This window comes from Halomonas llamarensis, assembly GCF_023555005.1.
In the GTDB taxonomy this organism is placed as follows: Bacteria; Pseudomonadota; Gammaproteobacteria; order Pseudomonadales; family Halomonadaceae; genus Vreelandella; species Vreelandella llamarensis.
In genome coordinates, this window is the sequence record NZ_JAMJPJ010000007.1 from 61083 (window position 1) to 80179 (window position 19097).

Here is a 19097-nt window from a genome sequence, read left to right on the forward strand (position 1 = left end):
GGGTTAGCCTGCAGGCAAGGCCCAGTATCCTTCGACAAGCTCAGGATGAACGGCATCACACAAACGGCATCACGCACCAACGGAGTACCATGAACCAACGCGGCTTCACGTTAATCGAGCTACTGATTACGTTAGCCATCGCGGCAATTCTCGCCACGGTGGCCGTTCCCGCGTTTAGTACTTTTCTCGCCCGCCAGCAGCTTGCAAGTGATGTCAACGAAATGATCTCGGTGCTGAGCTTTGCACGAAGTGAGGCGATCAAGCAGCGGCGTGATATTGAAGTGGTTTTGACTCCACCGGAATATCGCATCATACCAACGGCTGACAATAGCGACGTGCTACGTTTGGGAGAGCTTCGTAATATTCGCCATAATGGAGGCAGTGATACGCTCACCTTTACGTTCCAAGCCCTAGGCGATGCTGATACAACGACTTGCCCAAGTAACCTCTGCGAGATCACTATCAGCCCACGGCAGGAAAACAGTGACATTGATCCCGTCACGCTTGTGATTCGAACCACCGGTAGCATTCGTAAACAGGAGGGGGGGCCATGAAGCGCCAGCGTGGCTTTAGCTTGATTGAGGCGCTGATCGCCCTAGTTGTTCTCTCCCTCGGCTTGGTGGGCGTCGCCGCCATGCAGCTGAAAGCACTACAAAGTGCGACGGCGGGGTATCAGCGTTCGGTGGCGACGCTTGCAGCGGTGGATGCGCAGGAAAGGCTATGGGCTGAGTTGGCACAAGGAGTTGTCTGCTCAGACATGACCGACAACATGGAAAGTAATTGGCAAGAGTATTGGTTTGACGGCAGTGAAACACCAATCCGAGATTCTAGCGGCACCATTTCAGAAGAAGGCAGTTGCGAGTTTAAGATTACGATTACCCTTGACCTGGTTCCTGATGATGCCGACGGTGATTTTATCTATGTTTTCCGGCTTCCTAACTAAACCGTGAGGCTCATCATGTTTAAGAAACGACAGGCAGGCTTCACCCTAGTCGAATTGATGGTCGCCATGGTGGTTGGGACGATTATTATCCTGGGTGCTGGCCAGCTATTTCTTACAACCTTTCAGACCTTTCAGAAAGTCGATGAGTTAAGCCGTAAACAAGAAGCAATGGTGTTTGCTGCCAATACGCTAGTAAACGCCTACCGAAAAGGGGAAGGTGACGACTACACCTATAGTATTAGCACAGATGGAAAAAGCTGTTCCATATTTAAAGAAGGAGATCCTGTTGTAGATGGCTTTTCTCCAGATAATCCCGCTAATGACCAAGAATGTAATTATATGGCATCGGAAGACGGTAATCTCCATAAAATCACTCTACGGTTTGAGCGGGAGAGTGATGACAATGTAGAAGAACTGGTTTTTCACGTAATGGATAGAGCTAGCGCAATTAACCCAGGTTCATAAATTGCTTTAACCCTATTTTCTAGGTGCGTTGATATGAATGCTCAAAAAAATCCAATAAAGCAACAAGGCGCCGCCCTCGTTATTGTTCTCGCCCTATTAGCTGGGTCGCTGATGATCGGCGTTTCCGGCATGAACTCTGCGCTGATTGATGAGCGGTTGGCGGGGAATTACCGCGCGGCAGCGCTAGCGCAAATGGCAGCTGAAAAAGGAGGAAGTGACAGGAGAGAGGCGGATAACTTTAATTCATCAGAATACTCTGATTCATGCCTGGATCTGGTTGATTCCTATAATCTTGACAATTTTGAAGACGGTGATGAAGTAAATTCAGAAATATATAAGAATTTTTCTGTTCGCTATGATTATAGGGGGTGTGATTATAATGGTAATAATGCCGATTTTGTCGTTGGTCAAGTGAGAGAAAGTGATGGAAATTTAGTAGCAGAATATCCCCTGGTTGTGGGTCAGGCTTCTGGAGGAGGTTCTTCCCCAGTTTATGAAAATCTACCCAACGGACTTTTCGATTATTCGCTTTTAATAGGTGGTGCTCTTGCTATAAATGGTGGTGCAAATATACCTGGTACTGTGCGAGTTGGTGGAAACTATAGTGGTAATAAAAATCAAGATGAAATAGGCGCTATTATTAAAAATGATAACAATGATATTATAAATGATTATGGACCTGGAGGGCTAAATCCTGGTAGCGGTTTTATAGAAAAAATAAGAAATACATTAGGTTATGAGGAAAATGGCAGTCAATGTTTAGATAATGTTGAGTATAATATTAAATATTGCTATGGAGATGCTATTTTAAACTTGGAAGATATTGAGGGTAAACAGGTCGTTGTAGAGGGAGAAGTTAGCATAAATGGAAAGACTGATGGCGAAAAAAATACAGTAATAATTTCTGGTGGAAATGCAGATTTTGGTGGAATGGGGGGTGATAGGTTTAAAGGTTTTGTATGGTCGGGAGGATCATTGGTATTTAAAGGACAAGGTGGAACTCAATATGAAGGAAGCTTTATTTCGGCGGGTTCGTCTACTTTTAATGGTGGGTTAAATTTGGATTTTCTCCCCTTTGAAAATGAGGCTCCAGGTAGTGAAGACGACGGTGGCTACATTTGGCTCCCCCTATGATGTTGGACTTGCCCGTTCGCCTTGCCAATGGCAGCGCGTTATCATAGTTGCATTTGACCTAGAGCCTTATACTCATGAGCAAGTTTTCCGATAAAACCCGCGTTCTTACCGGTATCACCACCACCGGCACCCCGCACCTTGGCAACTACGTCGGGGCGATCAAGCCGGCGATTGAAGCAAGCCAAAACCCTAGCGTGCAGTCATTCTACTTTATGGCCGACTACCACGCGCTGATCAAATGCCAAGACCCGAAACAAGTGCAGCAGTCGCGCTTGGAAATCGCCGCGACGTGGCTGGCGCTAGGGCTGGATACCGATAACGCGATTTTTTACCGTCAGTCGGATATCCGCGAGATTCCCGAGCTTACCTGGATGCTGTCTTGCGTTTGCGCCAAAGGGCTAATGAACCGCGCCCACGCCTACAAGGCCGCCGTGGCGGATAACGAGGAATCTGGCAACCAAGACCCGGATAAAGGCATCACCATGGGGCTGTTCGGCTACCCGGTGCTGATGGCGGCGGATATTTTGATGTTTAACGCCAACAAAGTGCCGGTTGGGCGCGATCAGATCCAGCACATCGAAATGGCTCGGGATATCGCCGGGCGTTTTAACCACCTCTATAAGAGCCAATACTTCACCCTGCCCGAGGCGGTGGTGGACGAGAAGGTGGAAGTGCTGCACGGTCTCGATGGTCGAAAGATGTCCAAAAGCTACCAAAACACCATCCCGCTGTTTGTCTCCGAGAAAAAGCTGCAAAAGCTGGTGCGTAAGATCAAAACCAACTCACTCGAACCCGGCGAGCCCAAAGACCCAGACACTTGCACGCTGTTTCAGATCTACTCCGCTTTTGCCTCAAGTGAAGAAACCGAGGCCATGCGTGCGCAGTACGCCGAGGGCATTGGCTGGGGCGATGCCAAAAATCAGGTATTTGAATATCTCAACGCCCACCTGGCCGAGCCCCGCGAGCGTTACAACGCCTTGATGGAAGACCCCGGCCACATCGAAGCCGTGCTGCAAAAAGGCGCTGAGCGCGCCCGCGAAGAAGCAACGGTGACCATGGAGCGGCTGCGAGATGCCGTAGGTCTAGGACGTTTCATATAATTGATATTCTTATATAGAATAAAAACGTCACGATAAAGCCTTTTGCGTTATTTTGTTCTAGCGTTATTCTGATAATCGCTTCTTAAAAGCGCCTGTTGGATAGCAGGCGCTTTTTCAACCTAAGGGGATGGTTATGTCTACCGCTTCTGCCTCAATGGCGGCATCACAGCCGCACTCCCGCGTGCCGTTGGTGGCGGGTGCGCTGATTGTGCTGGGCGCCTTGGTGATTGGTGCCGTGTTTGATGCCAACACCGGCTTGCTGATGATTGTCGGCGGCCTTTTGGGCATGGTGCTTTACCACGCCGCGTTTGGTTTTACCTCCGCTTGGCGGGTGTTTATTACCGAGCGCAAAGGGCGCGGCCTGCGGGCGCAAATGGTGATGCTGGCGATTGCCGTGGTGCTGTTCTTCCCCGCGCTCGGGGCGGGCTCACTGTTTGGCACGTCGGTTTACGGCTTTGTTGCGCCGATTGGCGTCTCGGTTATTGTCGGGGCGTTTATTTTCGGGCTGGGGATGCAGCTCGGTGGCGGTTGTGCGTCGGGCACGCTGTTCACCGCGGGGGGCGGCAACGCCAGGATGATGATCACGCTGCTGTTCTTTATCGTCGGCTCCGTGATTGGCTCGGCGCATTTCGCCTGGTGGCAAAGCCTGCCATCATTTCAGCCGGTATCGCTGGTGGACGTGGCAGGCACTGGGGGCGGTATTGCCATTAGCTTGGCACTGTTTGCCGTCATTGCCGCTTTCACCGTGGTCATGGAGAAACGTCGCCACGGGCAATTAGAGCAGGCACCGGCGGTTACTAAACACGGTATGGAGCGTTGGCTGACCGGCCCTTGGCCGTTGGTGGCGGGTGCTGTGGGGCTGGCGCTGTTGAACTTTGCCACCCTGGCCCTGTCGGGGCGCCCGTGGGGCATTACCTCGGCGTTTGCCCTGTGGGGCGCCAAAGCGTACACCTTTGTTGGCGGCGATGTGAGCCAGTGGGGTTACTGGCAATCCTCCTGGAATGCGGCCGCGCTAGAAGCGAGCGTATGGCGCGATATCACCACGGTGATGAACGTTGGCATTATGCTGGGTGCGTTAGCGGCGGCCAGTTTGGCCGGTCGCTTTGCACCGAATTTCAAGATTCCGTTGAGATCCGTCGTGGCCGCTGTCATTGGCGGGCTGATGCTGGGTTATGGCGCGCGGTTGGCTTTTGGCTGCAATATCGGCGCCTATTTTAGCGGTATCGCCTCCGGTAGCCTGCACGGCTGGGTATGGCTGGTGGCAGCGTTCGCCGGCAATATGCTCGGCGTGAAGCTGCGGCCTTTCTTCTTCGTGGGAGAAGCAAGGAAAAAACCGGCAGCAAAAACGTGCTAACTGCCCGGCACTATTAAGCAATGCGCCTCGGCTTTTGGTCGGGGCGTTTTCGTTTTAACGCACGGGGCATGCTAGGTTGTCATGACATTGGTAACGAGGCCCCTGGCGTGGCGAAGCTTTTTTTTCAACGGCCGTCTTCCCAACAGCACCCTTCCCAAAAGAGCCGCTATTGGCGCTGGCTACAATACCTCGGCGGCGCGCTGATTGTGGCGTTGCTGCTGGCAGAAAGAGCGGGCGTGATGCCTCCTCTGCCCGTTCTGGAGCGCTTGGAGTGGCAGGCGTATGACCTGAAAGTACGCGGCACGCTCAGCGAGCAGGCTGACCCATCGTTGGCGATTATTGATATCGACGAGCGCAGCCTGTACGAAATTGGCCAGTGGCCGTGGCCACGCGCCACCGTGGCGGCACTGGTGGAAACGCTATTCACTGAGTACGACGCGGGCCTTTTAGGCATTGACGTGGTGTTTGCCGAGCCGGAGACCGCGCTGTGGCAACAGCACTGGGAAGCGCTTGCCCGCGAACATCCCCAATTAAACGATTTGGCGCCACCGGCTAACGGCGATGAGCAGTTGGCAAGCACCCTGGCAAACCACCCGGTGGTGCTGGGGTACTATTTTCAGGCGTCGCGCCAACCGAGCGACCCGCCTTCCGTTGGGCAGTTGCCCATGCCCGCCAGGGTGGAAACGTCAACGGCACTTCCTTTCCCCACGCCAGAGCGCTATACCGCCAATTTGCCGGTGTTGCAGCAAAATGCATTGGGCGCGGGCTACTTTGATAACCCGCGTGTGGATGACGACGGCGTGTTTCGCCGCGTGCCCATGCTGCAGCGCTGGGAAGACGAGCTATACCCCAATTTACCCTTGGCAATGCTGTTGACCATGCTGGGGCAGCCCACGATTACACCGGTGATTGGCGAAGGTGCGGGTATCACGCAGTTGGAAGCGCTTGATGTCGGCGGCTTCGAGATCCCCGTTGATGCACGAGGGGCAGCGCTTGTGCCCTGGTACGGCCCACGTGGACACTTCGATTACTACTCGGCGGCCGATGTCTTGGAAGGGCGCCTTGAACCAGGCGCGCTGGCGGGGAAAACGCTGATCCTGGGCGCCTCCGCCCCAGGGTTGATGGATTTACGCTCAACGCCAGTGGGGGCGGTTTACCCCGGGCCGGAGATTAACTTGAGCCTGCTGGCGGGGATGCTGCACCAGAGCATTAAAGCCCAGCCACCCTGGGTGCTTGGCTTTGAGCTCGTGAGTTTGAGCGCGCTTGGGCTTCTCATGGTGTTGCTGTACCCCCGCTTGAACGCGCCGCTATTGCTGGTGGTGAGCGGTGTACTGCTGGCGACGGCGGTCGGTGGCAACCTTTGGGCGTGGTACCAGGGGCTGGCGCTGCCTATTGCGGGGTTATTGCTGCTGCTGGTGGCGCAAATGCTGTGGCATTTGGCGATGAATTTCCTGCGTGAATCGCAGCAAAAGCGCTGGGTCGCCGAGCGCTTTGGCCAGTACATTCCGCCTGAGTTGGTAGAGGACATGGTCGAAAGCGGCGAAAGTTTTGGCCTAGAGGGCGAAGAGCGCGAACTCACCGTGCTGTTCTCGGATGTGCGCGGCTTTACCGCGTTTTCCGAGTCAATCCCGCCATCGGAACTCACCGCGGTGATGAACCGGCTGTTAACGCCGCTGACGGGCGCGATCCATCAATACAACGGCACTATCGATAAGTACATGGGCGACGCCATCATGGCGTTCTGGGGCGCGCCGCTGCACGACGCACAACACGCCGAGCACGCCCTTGACGGCGCCTTCGCCATGCTCGCGGCGCTGGAAGGCATCAATCGCGAGTTTACCGCCGAAGACAAGCCCGCGCTGGCGATGGGGGTGGGGCTCAACACCGGGCCGATGAGCGTGGGTAACATGGGCTCAAGCTTTCGCATGGCCTATACGGTGATGGGCGATAACGTCAACCTAGGCTCGCGCCTAGAAGGGCTCACCAAGGCGTACGGGGCGAGCGTGATCGTCAGCGACACCACCGCCGAGCAGGCGCCAAGCTGGTGCTACCGCCGCCTGGATAAAGTCCGCGTGAAAGGCCGCAGCATCGCGCTGTGGATTTTAGAGCCGCTCGGCCGCTGGGAAGACCTTTCCCAAGCGCAGCGCGAATGGCACGCCGCCTTCGAGCAGGCGCTGGATTTGTTCCACGCCGCGGATTTTGCCGCCGCCGAGCGCGCCTTCCAGGCGCTAGACCCGGAAGACACGCCCACGCAGATGTACCTGGAACGCATCGAACACTTTAAAACCGAGCCGCCCCCGGCAGACTGGGACGGCGTCTGGACGCACACGGAGAAGTGAGGTTAACGCTCAAATTCCTTGGTATACCAAAGTAAAAGTTGAACCATCGCTTACTTCAAGCGTGCCTGTCTTGGTTGAGAGGTTACCAGGCGTGGCGAGCGAGTCGGGAGACGTTGAGCGGCATAGCGTTCCTCATGATGGCAGTGCCCAATTTAAAGTAGGGGGAAGGTGTTGGCGTAGCTCGGTGGCAATACGTTCGCGTTGTTTGGGCTTTAAATGGGTGATCCATAAGGCGTTGGGCAGCGTATCCAGGCCAGCGAGCAGGGTAGCGAGTCGCTGCGGTGTCAGGTGGTGGGCGATTTCTGCCAGGCCATCCAGGTGGTTACTAAAAGCGCATTCAATGACCAAGCGGTCAAGCGCGCCTAAGCGGTTAAGGGAGGCAATGGTGGTCTCGCTTAAGCCCGTATCGCCGGAAATGGCTATCTGAGAGGTGCCATCGCTAATACAGTAGCCGCAGGTGGGGACGCCGTGAGTGACGGGAAACGCGGTGGCTTGTAGCGTTCTCTCCGAATCCGCAGGTAAGGCAAACGGCTGCCATAGATGGATGGGCACAAAGCGAACGACCGGGGTCTCCGCTGAGGGAAGGCGGGTGAAGTCAGGCCAGATGTGGCCGTTGAAAATATGCGTTTTCAACACCTCGAGCACCTCCGGCAGCGCATAGACGCTTAGGGCGCGCTCTTGCTCGACCAGCGTCTCAAATTGCGTATCGATCAGCAGGGGGAGGCTGGCGATATGATCAAGGTGTGCGTGCGTGATCAGAATGCTGCTGAGTGACGATAGGGCGGCATCACTAAGCCGTGACGCCCCTGTGCCCGCGTCAATGAGCGTATGAGGCGGTAGATAAAACGCGCTGGTGCCTTGCTGTGGCTCTAGGCCACCGCTGGCGCCAAGAGAGTGAATGAGCATAGCGTTGTTAGTATCTTTGCATAAGAGTGAATCGTCGACCTAGGCAGATGATGTGGCACGCAACCTCGGTAGCGAGGCGATGTCCACGGTATCAAACTGGTCATTAGCAAGGTACTCACGCGCGTACTCAATGTACACGCTTTCCTCGACAAACACGGCGAAAAAGTTGGGGTCTAAGTGACTGTTCTCGACCATGCGCCCATGATGGTCTGCGAGTGCTTGCTGCTTGGCCGCAACGTGTGTCTTTACTATCATCAGGCGGCTAAGTAGTGTTTCTAGTTTGGTCGACTTTCCCGCAGTCGTTTAGCCAGGCGGCGGGATCAGCGGGCGAGCTTATTTGCCATATCTAACCCAATTGCGCCTTGCAGGGCATCTTTCATATCGGGGTCGCGCAGGTACAAGCGCTCAAGGACATGAGCGGGCCACACTAAGTAGCGCACCGGTTCTTTGGCAACGACATCGGCACTGGTGAGCTTGTGACTGATAAAACTCATTTCGCCAGCAAAGTCTCCTGGGTACAGCGTGGCACGTTGCTGTTGGTTGATTTCGACCTGAGCTTGTCCCGATAAAATAAGCAGCAGTGCATTGAGTTCTTGGCCTTTCTCGATAAGACGCTCGCCTTTTTCGGTCTCATGTATTTCGGCGAGCTGGAGGAGGCGACGCATCTTTCGGGGCTTTAGCAAGCGCAATGTGGTTTGCTGTAACCACGTTTCCTGCTCATTGAGTTTGATGGGCCGCCGTTGAAGCAGCAACGCGGTTAAATTAAACGCATTGATAATGATAAAGGCGAGCTGCCACACCATGGCGGAATAGAGAGGCGTCGCTTGAAAATAAAAATAAGGCAGCGTACAGCTGGCTGCGAAAATCGTAATGGCGCGCAAATACGCCATGTCGCGGACCATATAAGCCACGCAAAATAAGATATTGGCAAAGAAAAACAGCGCCACTGTGAGCACATCACCTCCATTACGCGACGGCACGTTGGCAAAAGATTGAACATGTTGAATATGAGTAATCTAATGTTACAGGAAAGCGTGGCAAAGTCCTCTCAACAGGTAAAGAGTTTGCCTTGGGGCCGTGTTACATTATGGCTGTGCTAACGTAAGTGCTTGGTTTTATTTCACTGCAGCAGTCATCAGAGATAAAAAGCGGAGAGTGCCCATGACCCACGAAAAACGTCCCCTATACATTCCTTATGCTGGCCCGTCGCTGCTGGAGATGCCGCTGCTCAATAAGGGCAGCGCATTTTCCCAGCAGGAGCGTCTGGCGTTTAATTTGATTGGGCTCTTGCCGCAAAAGGTCGAAACGGTTGAGGACCAACTAGCACGCGCGTATCGCCAGTATCAGCAGTGTCACAGCGACCTTGAGCGCCATATTCATCTTCGCGCAATTCAAGACGACAATGAAACGCTCTACTTTCGCTTGGTTTCTCAGCACTTGGAAGAGATGCTGCCGATTATTTATACCCCCACCGTGGGCAAGGCGTGCCAAGAATTCTCCAATATCTACCGCAATCACCGGGGGCTTTTTATCGGCTACCCGGATCGCGAGCACATGGACGACATGTTGCGCAGCGCCACCAAAGACAACGTCAAAGTCATCGTGGTGACCGACGGCGAACGCATTTTGGGGTTGGGCGATCAAGGCATCGGCGGGATGGGTATTCCGATTGGTAAGCTGGCACTTTATACCGCGTGCGGGGGAATTAGCCCGGCCTATACGCTGCCGATCATGTTGGACGTGGGCACCAATAACCAAGCGCTGCTAGATGACCCTATGTACATGGGCTGGCGCCACGAGCGGGTGGGCCAGGAAGAGTACGACGCTTTCATGGACGAGTTTGTCGCGGCGGTGAAACGTCGTTGGCCGAACGTGCTGCTGCAGTTTGAAGACTTCGCCCAAGCCAATGCGGTCCCGCTGTTAGAACGTTATCGCGACGAGCTTTGCTGTTTCAACGATGACGTGCAGGGAACGGCATCCGTCGTGGTGGGCACCTTGATGGCGGCTTGCCAAGCGCGGGAAGAGACCCTTGCGGGTCAGCGTGTGGTATTTGTCGGCGGGGGCTCGGCCGGTTGTGGCATCGCCGAGCAAGTGGTGGTGTCGATGATGGCGGAAGGCTTAAGCGAAGCGGAAGCTCGCTCGCGTATCTACATGGTCGACCGCGAGGGGCTGATGACCTCGGATCAAACATGGCAGCGCGATTTTCAGCGCCGTTTAGCCCACGACCCAACACTGGTGGCAGAGTGGAACGGCCAGGCGTTGGAAGAGACGATCGCGCAAATCAAGCCTACCGTGCTGGTTGGCGTGTGCGGCCAACAAGGGATTTTTACCGAAGACGTGATTCGCACCATGCACGCCGGTTGCGAGAACCCGGTCATTATGCCGCTTTCCAACCCTACCTCCCGCGCTGAAGCGGTGCCAGAAGATGTCATCCGCTGGACGGACGGCAAGGCACTCGTGGCAACCGGTAGCCCCTTCGCGCCGGTGGTGCATAACGGCCGTACTTATCCTATCGCGCAGTGCAATAACGCCTATATCTTCCCCGGTATTGGGCTTGGCGTGCTCGCCGCTAATGCCTCGCGAGTGACGGATGAAATGCTAATGAGCGCCTCGCGTGCACTGGCGCGCGAAGCGCCGCTAGTAAAAGAGGGTAAAGGGGCGCTATTGCCGTCGCTTTCACGCATTAATGAGATCAGTAAGTCCATTGCCTTCGAAGTGGCTGCTCAAGCGCAGCAAAACGGCGTCGCATTGAAAACAAACGGCACCAAGCTGCGCGAGTCCATCGAGCGCAACTGTTGGTCGCCGGAGTACCGCGTTTATCGTCGCCGCGCGTTTTAATCTCAAACAAAAAAAGCCCCCACCGTAGTGGGGGCTGCAAGCATTGGACCGGTCGGTTACCCGACTAGGCTGCGCCAATCATCTTGCGAAGCACATAATGAAGGATACCACCATGACGGTAGTACGCCAGCTCATTAGCGGTATCGATTCGGCATTTGGCGTTAAGGTCGTGCACTTCACCGTCAGCTTTCAAGATTCTGACCTTAACGTTGCCGCCCGGGCTTAGCTCGGAAAGCCCTTCAATAGAGACTTCTTCATCGCCGGTTAACCCCAGCGTTTGACGGCTCTCGCCTTCGGGGAACTGCAGCGGAACCACACCCATGCCGATCAGGTTGGAGCGGTGAATACGCTCAAATGATTCGGCGAGCACCGCACGCACGCCGAGAAGCCGCGTGCCTTTGGCCGCCCAATCGCGCGAGGATCCCGTGCCGTACTCTTTGCCGGCAATGACGACAAGCGGCTTGCCTTCCTCTTTGTACTTCATCGCCGCGTCAAAGATCGCCATCTGCTCGCCGCTTGGCACATGGCGGGTTTCGCCGCCAATCACGCCGTCGAGCATTTCGTTTTTGATCCGCACGTTGGCGAAGGTACCGCGCATCATGACTTCGTGGTTACCGCGGCGCGAGCCGTAGGAGTTGAAATCGACCGGCTTGACGCCGTTCTCCTGCAGGTAACGACCAGCGGGGCTATCGGGCTTAATGGCGCCGGCTGGCGAGATATGGTCGGTGGTCACCGAGTCACCCAGCATTGCCAGCACACGCGCGCTTTTCACGTCGTCAATGGCGTCGGGCTCACGTCCCATGTCTTCAAAGAACGGCGGGTGCTGAATGTAGGTAGACTCCGGCCACTGGTAAACCTTACTTTGCGGCACGTCAATTGCTTTCCAGGTGTCGTCTCCTTCAAATACCGCGCCGTACTCTTTGCGGAACATCTCGGTATTTACTTGCGCCACCGCTTCGGCAATCTCCGCTTGCGACGGCCAAACGTCTTTCAAATACACCGGGTTGCCGTCGCGATCTTTGCCTAGCGCGTCTTGGGTGAGGTCGCACTGCACGTTGCCAGCGAGCGCGTAGGCCACCACTAGCGGCGGCGAGGCGAGCCAATTGGTTTTCACCAGCGGGTGAACGCGGCCTTCAAAGTTACGGTTACCGGAGAGCACCGAGGCAACGGTTAAATCGCCATCGGTGACGGCTTTCTCGATCTCTTCCGGCAATGGGCCGGAGTTACCGATACACGTCGTGCAGCCGTAGCCCACCAAGTTGAAGCCGAGTGCGTCTAAATCGTCGTTCAGATTGGCGGCTTCGAGGTAATCGGTGACCACCTTGGAGCCGGGCGCGAGCGATGTTTTGACCCACGGTTTGGTGGTTAAGCCTTTCTTGCGGGCATTGCGCGCCACAAGGCCGGCCGCCATCATCACGCTGGGGTTGGAAGTGTTAGTGCAAGACGTGATTGCTGCAATCACCACCGCGCCTGGGTTGAGCTTGAAGTCTTGGTCTTTGAAATTGACGTTTTGGCTGTCGTCGTGATCAAAGCTGCGCTCGACGCCTACGGCGGTTTGGCCGCCTTCAGAGTCGAGTTTATCTGGCGATGATTGGGGTTCCGTCGTCTTGCCGTCGTCTTTCATGACTTGGGCGAAAGCCGTCGGCATGTCTTTCAGTTCAACGCGGTCTTGCGGACGCTTCGGCCCGGCAAGGCTGGCCTCAACCTCGTTCATATCCAGGTGCAGCGAGTCGGTGAAGACCGGTTCGTCGCCCGGTTCGCGCCATAGGCCTTGGATCTTGCTGTAGGCTTCCACCAGTGCGACCTGCTCATCGTCGCGGCCGGTTAAACGCATGTAGTTGAGCGTTTCATCGTCAACCGGGAAGAAACCACAAGTGGCGCCGTATTCTGGCGCCATGTTGGCGATGGTGGCGCGGTCGGCCAGCGGCAGGTCTTTCAGGCCGTCGCCGTAGAACTCCACAAACTTACCGACGACGCCTTTTTTGCGCAGCATTTCGGTGACCGTCAATACGAGGTCCGTGGCGGTGATACCTTCGCGCAGCTTACCGGTAAGTTTGAAGCCAACCACTTCGGGGACCAGCATGGAGACCGGTTGGCCAAGCATGGCGGCTTCTGCTTCGATGCCGCCAACGCCCCAACCGAGCACGCCCAAACCGTTGATCATGGTGGTGTGGGAGTCGGTACCCACGAGCGTATCGGGGTAGGCAACGGTTTTGCCGTCTTCCTGCTTCGTCCACACCGTTTGGCCGAGGTACTCCAGGTTGACCTGGTGGCAGATACCGGTGCCGGGCGGCACCACGCGGAAGTTATCAAACGCTTCCTGCCCCCAGCGCAGAAATTCATAGCGCTCGCGGTTACGCTGCATCTCAATATCGACGTTATCCTGGAACGCTGTGACGTTGCCAAAATTATCCACCATGACCGAGTGGTCAATGACCAAATCCACCGGTGTAAGCGGATTGATGCGCGCCGGGTCTTCACCAAGCTTGGCAACGGCGGCGCGCATGGAAGCAAGGTCCACCACACCGGGCACGCCGGTAAAATCTTGCATCAGCACGCGCGCCGGGCGGTAGCCGATCTCGCGGCTCGATTTGCCTTCTTTCTGCCAATCGACCAGCGCTTGCATATCTTCCACCGCAACGCTTTCGTCATCAGCGAAGCGCAGTTGGTTTTCAAGCAGTGTTTTGAGTGTCTTGGGCAGGCGGTCGATGTTGCCTAGCGTGTTGGCAGCGTGAGGAAGGCTGTAGTAGTGATACGTTTGGCTGCCCACCTCGAGGGTTTGTAACGACTCGGTTTGTAGCGATTCGGGATTCTTGCTCATAGGTTTCTCCTTTTAGCGATTCAGCTTAGCAGCCGTTTCGCAGAGCGACGATCTGTGTCTTTTTTACTGCTTGTTCTTTTAATGCCCCAGCAATAGCTTTTTCAATACACTAATAACACATGGGTGTGTGGATAAATAATTTCAAGGCGATATTCGCCTAATCGCTAAGATAGACCCTTGTAATCACGCTGAGCTGGTACCATTTATCTACGCAAATATTTTGATCGCCCTGAGCTTGTCGAAAGGCGATCACATTTCATCTCACCAAGGTGCCTGCATGGAAACACGTCACGAACGCTTGATCATTCTCGGCTCCGGCCCTGCCGGTTATACGGCCGCCGTTTACGCCGCGCGTGCCAACCTCAACCCGCTGCTGATTACCGGTATCCAAGCGGGCGGTCAGCTCACCACCACCACCGATGTGGATAATTGGCCGGGGGATGCCGAGGGCGTGCAAGGGCCTGAGTTGATGGAGCGGATGAAGCAGCACGCTGAGCGGTTTAATACCGAGGTGCTGTTTGATCATATTCACGAGGTGACGCTAGGTGAAAAACCTTTCACCCTGAAAGGCGATAATGGTATTTATACCTGCGATGCGCTGATTATCGCCACCGGTGCCAGCGCGCGTTATCTGGGTCTTGAGTCTGAGCAAAAGTTTATGGGCCAAGGCGTGTCGGCCTGTGCAACCTGCGATGGCTTTTTCTATCGCCAACAGGAAGTGATTGTGGTCGGCGGCGGCAATACCGCCGTGGAAGAGGCGCTGTATTTATCTAATATCGCCTCCAAGGTGACCTTGGTACACCGTCGCGACACGCTGCGTGCGGAGAAAATTCTCCAGGATAAGCTGTTCGAGAAAGTGAAAAGCGGCAATATGGCCGTCGAATGGTTCCAAGAAGTCGACGAGGTGCTAGGCGATAACACCGGCGTCACCGGGGTACGGTTGAAGTCGACTCAAGACGGCAGCAGCAAAGAGCTGCACGCGCCGGGGCTTTTCATCGCCATTGGCCACAGCCCGAACACAGGGATGTTCGAAGGCCAGCTGGAAATGGGCGGCGGCTACATCAAGGTGAAATCGGGCCTTGACGGCAATGCCACCGCGACCAGCGTGCCGGGTGTGTTTGCCGCCGGCGATGTGATGGATCACGTTTACCGCCAAGCGATCACCTCCGCTGGCAGCGGTTGCATGGCCGCACTCGATGCCGAGCGTTATTTGGATGGCTTGAGCTAAGGGCACCGCTATCACTCAAGCACTCACGGTGAGGAGCAGTCGTAAGGCTGCTCCTTGGCTCGTAAACGACCGAGCTGGCTAAGTACGAGTTCACTTCCCTTCTCAGCCTTACCCGGGCACACAAAAAAGCGCCCGTTATAACCGCTGTTATGCCCCAGCGGAGTGAATTTAATGCGCTTCCAATTTCTGCTATAGGTGATTTTGGCCCTTTGCGTGGCAGGAAATACCCGCACGATATCATCGGCATCGAGGCTCTTCTGCTTATCTCCCGCGACCACGAGAATCGGGCCGCTCCATTGTTTAGTACATGTTTTTCGCTCAGCGTCCGTCGGGCAAACCGTGACCTCTATGCGTTGCGTAATCGCCGTATTGCGGGCAAATGCCAGCGTACTCTGTAGCTGGTTAACTGCCGCGCTGCGGACGTTGCGCTCGCCAAAGGCGAGAAAGCTGGGCATGGCGAGCGTCGCCATAATGCCCACGAGCAAGATGACCACCAGTAACTCCAGCAGGGTAAATCCTCGGGGTGGGTGTTCCACAGGCAAGCCTCCCTGGCCGTGATGAATGCTGCTTGACCCGCCTGGCTACGCGGTTATGCTCAAGGTCGGCGGCCAGACGGAGGTATGCTACCTATCAAGCTAGACGATGCTGGCCAACGTTATGTAAGCCAAAACGGACAAAACGTGTGAGCAATTTCTTAATTATTGGCGGCGGGGTCATCGGCATGATGACGGCGCTTCAGTTGGCGGATGCCGGTCAGCGAGTCACACTGGTCGAGCGCGGTGAGTGTGGGCAAGAGGCTTCCTGGGCCGGCGGTGGTATTGTGTCGCCGCTTTATCCATGGCGCTACGCTACGCCCATTTCACAGCTGTCGCGCTGGTCAGAAGGTGCTTACCCCGCGCTTTCTCTGCGCCTATTGGAAGAGACGGGCATCGACCCAGAATATCGCCAAAAAGGGCTTTTATACCTTAACGTTGACGACGAGGCGAGAGCCCTTGCCTGGGCGCGCACCATGGGTAAGCCGCTTAAGCGCGTCGGTAGCGACTTTGTAGCCGAGAAAGAGCCGCAAGCGGCACCCAGTGACAGAGCTCTATGGATGCCAACACTCGGCAGCATACGCAACCCGCGCTTGGCTCAGGCGCTAAAAGCGCGCCTGAGCGCGATGCCTGAGGTCACCTTGCGCGAAGGGTGCGAGGTGCAGCGTTTTATACGCCAAGGAAACACCGTTAACGGCGTTGAAACTGCACAAGGGCCACTTTACGGCGAACACGTGATTGTCTGCGGCGGCGCGTGGGCGGCGGGGCTTCTGGCAACGTTAGAGGTAATCCTCCCGGTCAAGCCAGTTAAAGGACAGATGATTGCCTTTCAAACACCGCCGGGGCTGGTCAACCGGGTGATACTGAAAGATGGGCGCTACGTGATTCCCCGTGCCGATGGGGTAGTGCTGGCTGGTTCGACTTTGGAGGACGTCGGCTTTGATAAAACCATCGACGCTGAAGCGCTGGCACTATTGAAGCAGAGCGCGGAAGCCATCGTGCCCGCCTTGGCAGGTTACCCGGTGGCGCACCACTGGGCGGGGTTGCGTCCCGGCTCGCCCGATGGTACGCCGTTTATCGGCCTGGTACCGGGTTTTGAGCGGCTCTACGTCAACGCCGGGCATTTTCGCAATGGCTTGGTGTTAGCGCCAGCCTCCACGCACTTACTGGTGGATAAGTTGCTGGGGCGTGAGGCGCTGATTGACCCGTCGCCATACCGGCTGGAAGGGCGTTTGTCCTAAGTCGGCTCGATTTAGTCGCGCTTGTTGGAGTCCTCATGTTTCTTTTGGCTTTCGGTAATGTCATCGCGCTGCTCTTGGAGAAAGCGGTCGCGGTGGGCACTTGAGCAGAACCACTGTTTTTGTTCGCGCAGGGCGTCTTGTTCTGGCACATGAACGTCGCACCACTGGCAGCGCACCATCTGGCCGCCATCGCGGCGTTCGGGTTTCTGCTCCAGCGCTTCGCGGTCAATCTTCCATTCGCGGTACATGCCATAAAGTTTGAGGCCGGCAAAAAACAGCACGGCGAAAATAATGAAACGAATGATCAATAGGTTCATCCTTTAAAACTCCCAGGGGTGTTAGTGCGACCTTTGCCAGCCGCTGGCCCTTGCGGGACAATAGGGTGAGTAACGCGTCACTGCGATTTCACGATTCTCAAGAGATTTGAACGCCCATGCAAGACTTAACGCTGGTCATGGCTCAACTCGACCCTTTGGTCGGAGATATTCCCGGCAACGCTGCCCGCGCGATTGAAGCGGTGCGCGAGGCGCGTATTGAGCACGGCGCCGATATTGTTGTCTTTCCGGAACTGTTTCTTTCTGGCTATCCGCCGGAGGATTTACTGCTGCGCCCGTCGATGGAGACGCGTTTGCGCGAAGCTCGTGCGACGATGGCGGAAAAAATTGCCCGCGATGTGCTGGTGATTATCGGCTACCCCGGCGTGCGCGAAGGGCGCTGTTATAACCTCGCCGGCGTTTTGTATAACGGCCGGTGGGAAGCCGAGTACGCCAAGCAAGCACTGCCGAATTATCAAGTCTTCGATGAGCAGCGCTACTTCACGCCGGGCACTGAGCCGTTGGTTTACGAGCACAAGGGCGCGAAGCTGGGGCTTTTGATCTGTGAGGATCTGTGGGAGGGCGCACCGGTTAACGCCGCTTGCGACGCTGGTGCGGAGCTGCTCATCAGCCTCAACGCCTCGCCCTATCATCACGATAAGCCCGCTGAACGGCTGCGTTTACTTGAAGCGCGTGCTAAAGACGTGCAAAAGCCGATTGTCTACGTCAATACCATTGGCGGCCAGGACGAGCTAGTGTTTGACGGTGGTTCATGCTGCGTGGATGCCCAGGGCGAGCTCAGCGTGTTGGCGCCGTATTGGCAAGCGGGTTTGATGCCCGTGCAATTTCTGCAGCAAAGCGCTTCGGCTTGGGTGCCGGAGCCCGGCGAGATTGAACCAGAGGTTGAGCCAGAGGAAAGCCTTTACTGCGCATTGGTGACGGGCCTTCGCGACTACGTCAATAAAAGCGGTTTTAAAGGTGTGGTGCTCGGGCTTTCCGGCGGGATTGATTCGGCGCTGTCGCTGGCAATTGCCGTTGATGCCCTCGGCCCGCAGCGGGTGCAGGCGGTGATGATGCCGTATCACTACACCGCTGATATTTCCAAACAGGATGCCGCCGAACAGGCCAAGATGCTGGGGGTCGAGTACGAGATCATGCCCATTGAGCCGATGGTGGACGCCTTTATGAGCACGCTGGCGGAAAGCTTTGCTGGCACCGAACGGGATACTACGGAAGAAAACCTGCAGTCGCGCTGCCGTGGTGTGCTGCTGATGGCGATCTCCAATAAGAAGGGGCTGATGGTGCTCACTACCGGCAACAAGAGCGAGATGGCGGTGGGCTACGCCACGCTCTACGGCGATATGGTGGGCGGCTACAATGCGCTTAAAGACGTCTACAAGACGTGGGTGTACCGCTTGGCCCGCTGGCGCAATACCGAGTCGCCCGCAGTGCCCGAACGGGTCATTGAACGCCCCCCAAGCGCGGAACTGGCGCCCGATCAGCAGGATAGCGACTCGTTGCCCGACTACGACACGCTGGACGCTATTTTGGTGCGCTATATTGAAGGCGATATGAGTGCAGAAGCGATGATTGAGGCGGGCTTTAAGCGCGACGACGTGTACCAGATCGTCAAGCTCGTTGACCGTTGCGAGTACAAACGTCGCCAAGCGCCGGTTGGCGTGCGCGTCACCCCGCGTGGCTTTGGGCGTGATCGCCGTTATCCGATCGTCAATGGCTGGCAGCCGGGAGAGTAACCCGCCTACCGTTGCGACGTCAGTGTGGGTAGCGATGAGTCGATAAAGCCAGTAACGCAAACGCCGCCTTAAAAAAGGCGGCTTTTTTGGCTTTAGTCCGTTATCAGCGCGATACAGTGAGCGTATC

Annotated in this window: 17 protein-coding genes; 11 read left to right on the top strand and 6 right to left on the bottom strand. The window is 55.9% G+C overall.

All coding sequences use genetic code 11. The features are described 5' to 3' along the window. Nucleotides 1-89: 89 nt before the first annotated feature. The 7 genes from M8006_RS06640 to M8006_RS06670 all read left to right on the top strand — a co-directional run bounded on the left by M8006_RS06640 (nt 90) and on the right by M8006_RS06670 (nt 7335). Nucleotides 90-554, top strand: coding sequence for a GspH/FimT family pseudopilin (locus M8006_RS06640; RefSeq protein ID WP_284046960.1), 465 nt, complete (start codon nt 90-92; stop codon nt 552-554). After that, the gene (locus tag M8006_RS06645; RefSeq protein ID WP_250080674.1) at nt 551-943 is read left to right on the top strand and encodes a type IV pilus modification PilV family protein; all 393 of its coding nucleotides are present in this window, start codon (nt 551-553) and stop codon (nt 941-943) included. The genes M8006_RS06640 and M8006_RS06645 overlap by 4 nt, the downstream gene beginning before the upstream one ends. Before the next feature lie 15 nt (nt 944-958). Continuing rightward, a complete protein-coding gene (locus tag M8006_RS06650; RefSeq protein WP_250080675.1) occupies nt 959-1408 on the top strand; it encodes a PilW family protein in 450 nt (149 codons plus the stop codon). 33 nt (nt 1409-1441) lie between these two features. Beyond that, nucleotides 1442-2542, top strand: coding sequence for a pilus assembly PilX N-terminal domain-containing protein (locus M8006_RS06655; RefSeq protein ID WP_250080676.1), 1101 nt, complete (start codon nt 1442-1444; stop codon nt 2540-2542). A gap of 74 nt (nt 2543-2616) precedes the next feature. Then, nucleotides 2617-3642: a tryptophan--tRNA ligase gene (locus M8006_RS06660; RefSeq protein ID WP_250080677.1), complete on the top strand. Its 1026-nt coding sequence runs from the start codon at nt 2617-2619 to the stop codon at nt 3640-3642. Nucleotides 3643-3775: 133 nt separating this feature from the next. Beyond that, the gene (locus M8006_RS06665) at nt 3776-4996 is read left to right on the top strand and encodes a YeeE/YedE family protein (RefSeq protein WP_250080678.1); all 1221 of its coding nucleotides are present in this window, start codon (nt 3776-3778) and stop codon (nt 4994-4996) included. 107 nt (nt 4997-5103) lie between these two features. Then, nucleotides 5104-7335 carry a CHASE2 domain-containing protein gene (locus tag M8006_RS06670; RefSeq protein WP_250080679.1) on the top strand — a complete coding sequence of 744 codons (2232 nt, stop codon included), beginning with the start codon at nt 5104-5106 and terminating at the stop codon, nt 7333-7335. Between the two features lie 132 nt (nt 7336-7467). On the opposite strand, the gene M8006_RS06675 is transcribed toward M8006_RS06670, so the two are convergent. The 3 genes from M8006_RS06675 to M8006_RS06685 all read right to left on the bottom strand — a co-directional run bounded on the left by M8006_RS06675 (nt 7468) and on the right by M8006_RS06685 (nt 9197). Then, complete coding sequence (locus M8006_RS06675) at nt 7468-8241, bottom strand: 3',5'-cyclic-nucleotide phosphodiesterase (protein ID WP_250080680.1); 774 nt, start codon at nt 8239-8241, stop codon at nt 7468-7470. 39 nt (nt 8242-8280) lie between these two features. Beyond that, a complete protein-coding gene (locus tag M8006_RS06680) occupies nt 8281-8496 on the bottom strand; it encodes a hypothetical protein (protein WP_250080681.1) in 216 nt (71 codons plus the stop codon). Between the two features lie 65 nt (nt 8497-8561). Further along, nucleotides 8562-9197, bottom strand: coding sequence for a popeye domain-containing protein (locus tag M8006_RS06685; protein ID WP_250080682.1), 636 nt, complete (start codon nt 9195-9197; stop codon nt 8562-8564). 205 nt (nt 9198-9402) lie between these two features. Here M8006_RS06685 and M8006_RS06690 point away from each other — a divergent pair, with 205 nt between their 5' ends. Next, nucleotides 9403-11079 (top strand): NAD-dependent malic enzyme, encoded by a 1677-nt coding sequence (locus tag M8006_RS06690; protein WP_250080683.1) that lies wholly within the window; start codon nt 9403-9405, stop codon nt 11077-11079. A 64-nt stretch (nt 11080-11143) separates the two neighbouring features. Here the strand turns inward: M8006_RS06690 and acnA are convergent, their stop codons facing one another. After that, entirely contained in the window at nt 11144-13900 is a 2757-nt protein-coding gene (gene acnA, locus M8006_RS06695) for an aconitate hydratase AcnA (RefSeq protein WP_250080684.1), read from the bottom strand. A 277-nt stretch (nt 13901-14177) separates the two neighbouring features. Between acnA and trxB the strand changes: the two genes are divergently transcribed. Continuing rightward, the gene (gene trxB, locus M8006_RS06700) at nt 14178-15128 is read left to right on the top strand and encodes a thioredoxin-disulfide reductase (protein ID WP_250080685.1); all 951 of its coding nucleotides are present in this window, start codon (nt 14178-14180) and stop codon (nt 15126-15128) included. 23 nt (nt 15129-15151) lie between these two features. Here trxB and M8006_RS06705 read toward each other — a convergent pair whose 3' ends face one another. Further along, on the bottom strand, nt 15152-15664 hold the full coding sequence (locus M8006_RS06705) for a GspH/FimT family pseudopilin (RefSeq protein WP_250080686.1): 513 nt from the start codon (nt 15662-15664) through the stop codon (nt 15152-15154). 146 nt (nt 15665-15810) lie between these two features. On the opposite strand from M8006_RS06705, the gene thiO reads away from it, so the two are divergent. Further along, nucleotides 15811-16902, top strand: a complete 1092-nt coding sequence (gene thiO / locus M8006_RS06710) for a glycine oxidase ThiO (RefSeq protein WP_250080687.1) — start codon at nt 15811-15813, stop codon at nt 16900-16902. A gap of 11 nt (nt 16903-16913) precedes the next feature. On the opposite strand, the gene M8006_RS06715 is transcribed toward thiO, so the two are convergent. Next, nucleotides 16914-17219 carry a PP0621 family protein gene (locus M8006_RS06715; RefSeq protein WP_250080688.1) on the bottom strand — a complete coding sequence of 102 codons (306 nt, stop codon included), beginning with the start codon at nt 17217-17219 and terminating at the stop codon, nt 16914-16916. 116 nt (nt 17220-17335) lie between these two features. Here M8006_RS06715 and M8006_RS06720 point away from each other — a divergent pair, with 116 nt between their 5' ends. Next, a complete protein-coding gene (locus M8006_RS06720) occupies nt 17336-18970 on the top strand; it encodes an NAD+ synthase (protein ID WP_250080689.1) in 1635 nt (544 codons plus the stop codon). Nucleotides 18971-19097: the final 127 nt, after the last annotated feature.

Coding starts and splice junctions, on each gene's coding strand:
- M8006_RS06645 (WP_250080674.1), top strand. CDS start 551: ATGAAGCGCCAGCGTGGCTTTAGCTTGATTGAGGCGCTGATCGCCCTA.
- M8006_RS06660 (WP_250080677.1), top strand. CDS start 2,617: ATGAGCAAGTTTTCCGATAAAACCCGCGTTCTTACCGGTATCACCACC.
- M8006_RS06650 (WP_250080675.1), top strand. CDS start 959: ATGTTTAAGAAACGACAGGCAGGCTTCACCCTAGTCGAATTGATGGTC.
- M8006_RS06680 (WP_250080681.1), bottom strand. CDS start 8,496: ATGATAGTAAAGACACACGTTGCGGCCAAGCAGCAAGCACTCGCAGAC.
- acnA (WP_250080684.1), bottom strand. CDS start 13,900: ATGAGCAAGAATCCCGAATCGCTACAAACCGAGTCGTTACAAACCCTC.
- M8006_RS06675 (WP_250080680.1), bottom strand. CDS start 8,241: ATGCTCATTCACTCTCTTGGCGCCAGCGGTGGCCTAGAGCCACAGCAA.
- M8006_RS06665 (WP_250080678.1), top strand. CDS start 3,776: ATGTCTACCGCTTCTGCCTCAATGGCGGCATCACAGCCGCACTCCCGC.
- M8006_RS06655 (WP_250080676.1), top strand. CDS start 1,442: ATGAATGCTCAAAAAAATCCAATAAAGCAACAAGGCGCCGCCCTCGTT.
- M8006_RS06690 (WP_250080683.1), top strand. CDS start 9,403: ATGACCCACGAAAAACGTCCCCTATACATTCCTTATGCTGGCCCGTCG.
- M8006_RS06715 (WP_250080688.1), bottom strand. CDS start 17,219: ATGAACCTATTGATCATTCGTTTCATTATTTTCGCCGTGCTGTTTTTT.
- M8006_RS06640 (WP_284046960.1), top strand. CDS start 90: ATGAACCAACGCGGCTTCACGTTAATCGAGCTACTGATTACGTTAGCC.
- trxB (WP_250080685.1), top strand. CDS start 14,178: ATGGAAACACGTCACGAACGCTTGATCATTCTCGGCTCCGGCCCTGCC.
- M8006_RS06720 (WP_250080689.1), top strand. CDS start 17,336: ATGCAAGACTTAACGCTGGTCATGGCTCAACTCGACCCTTTGGTCGGA.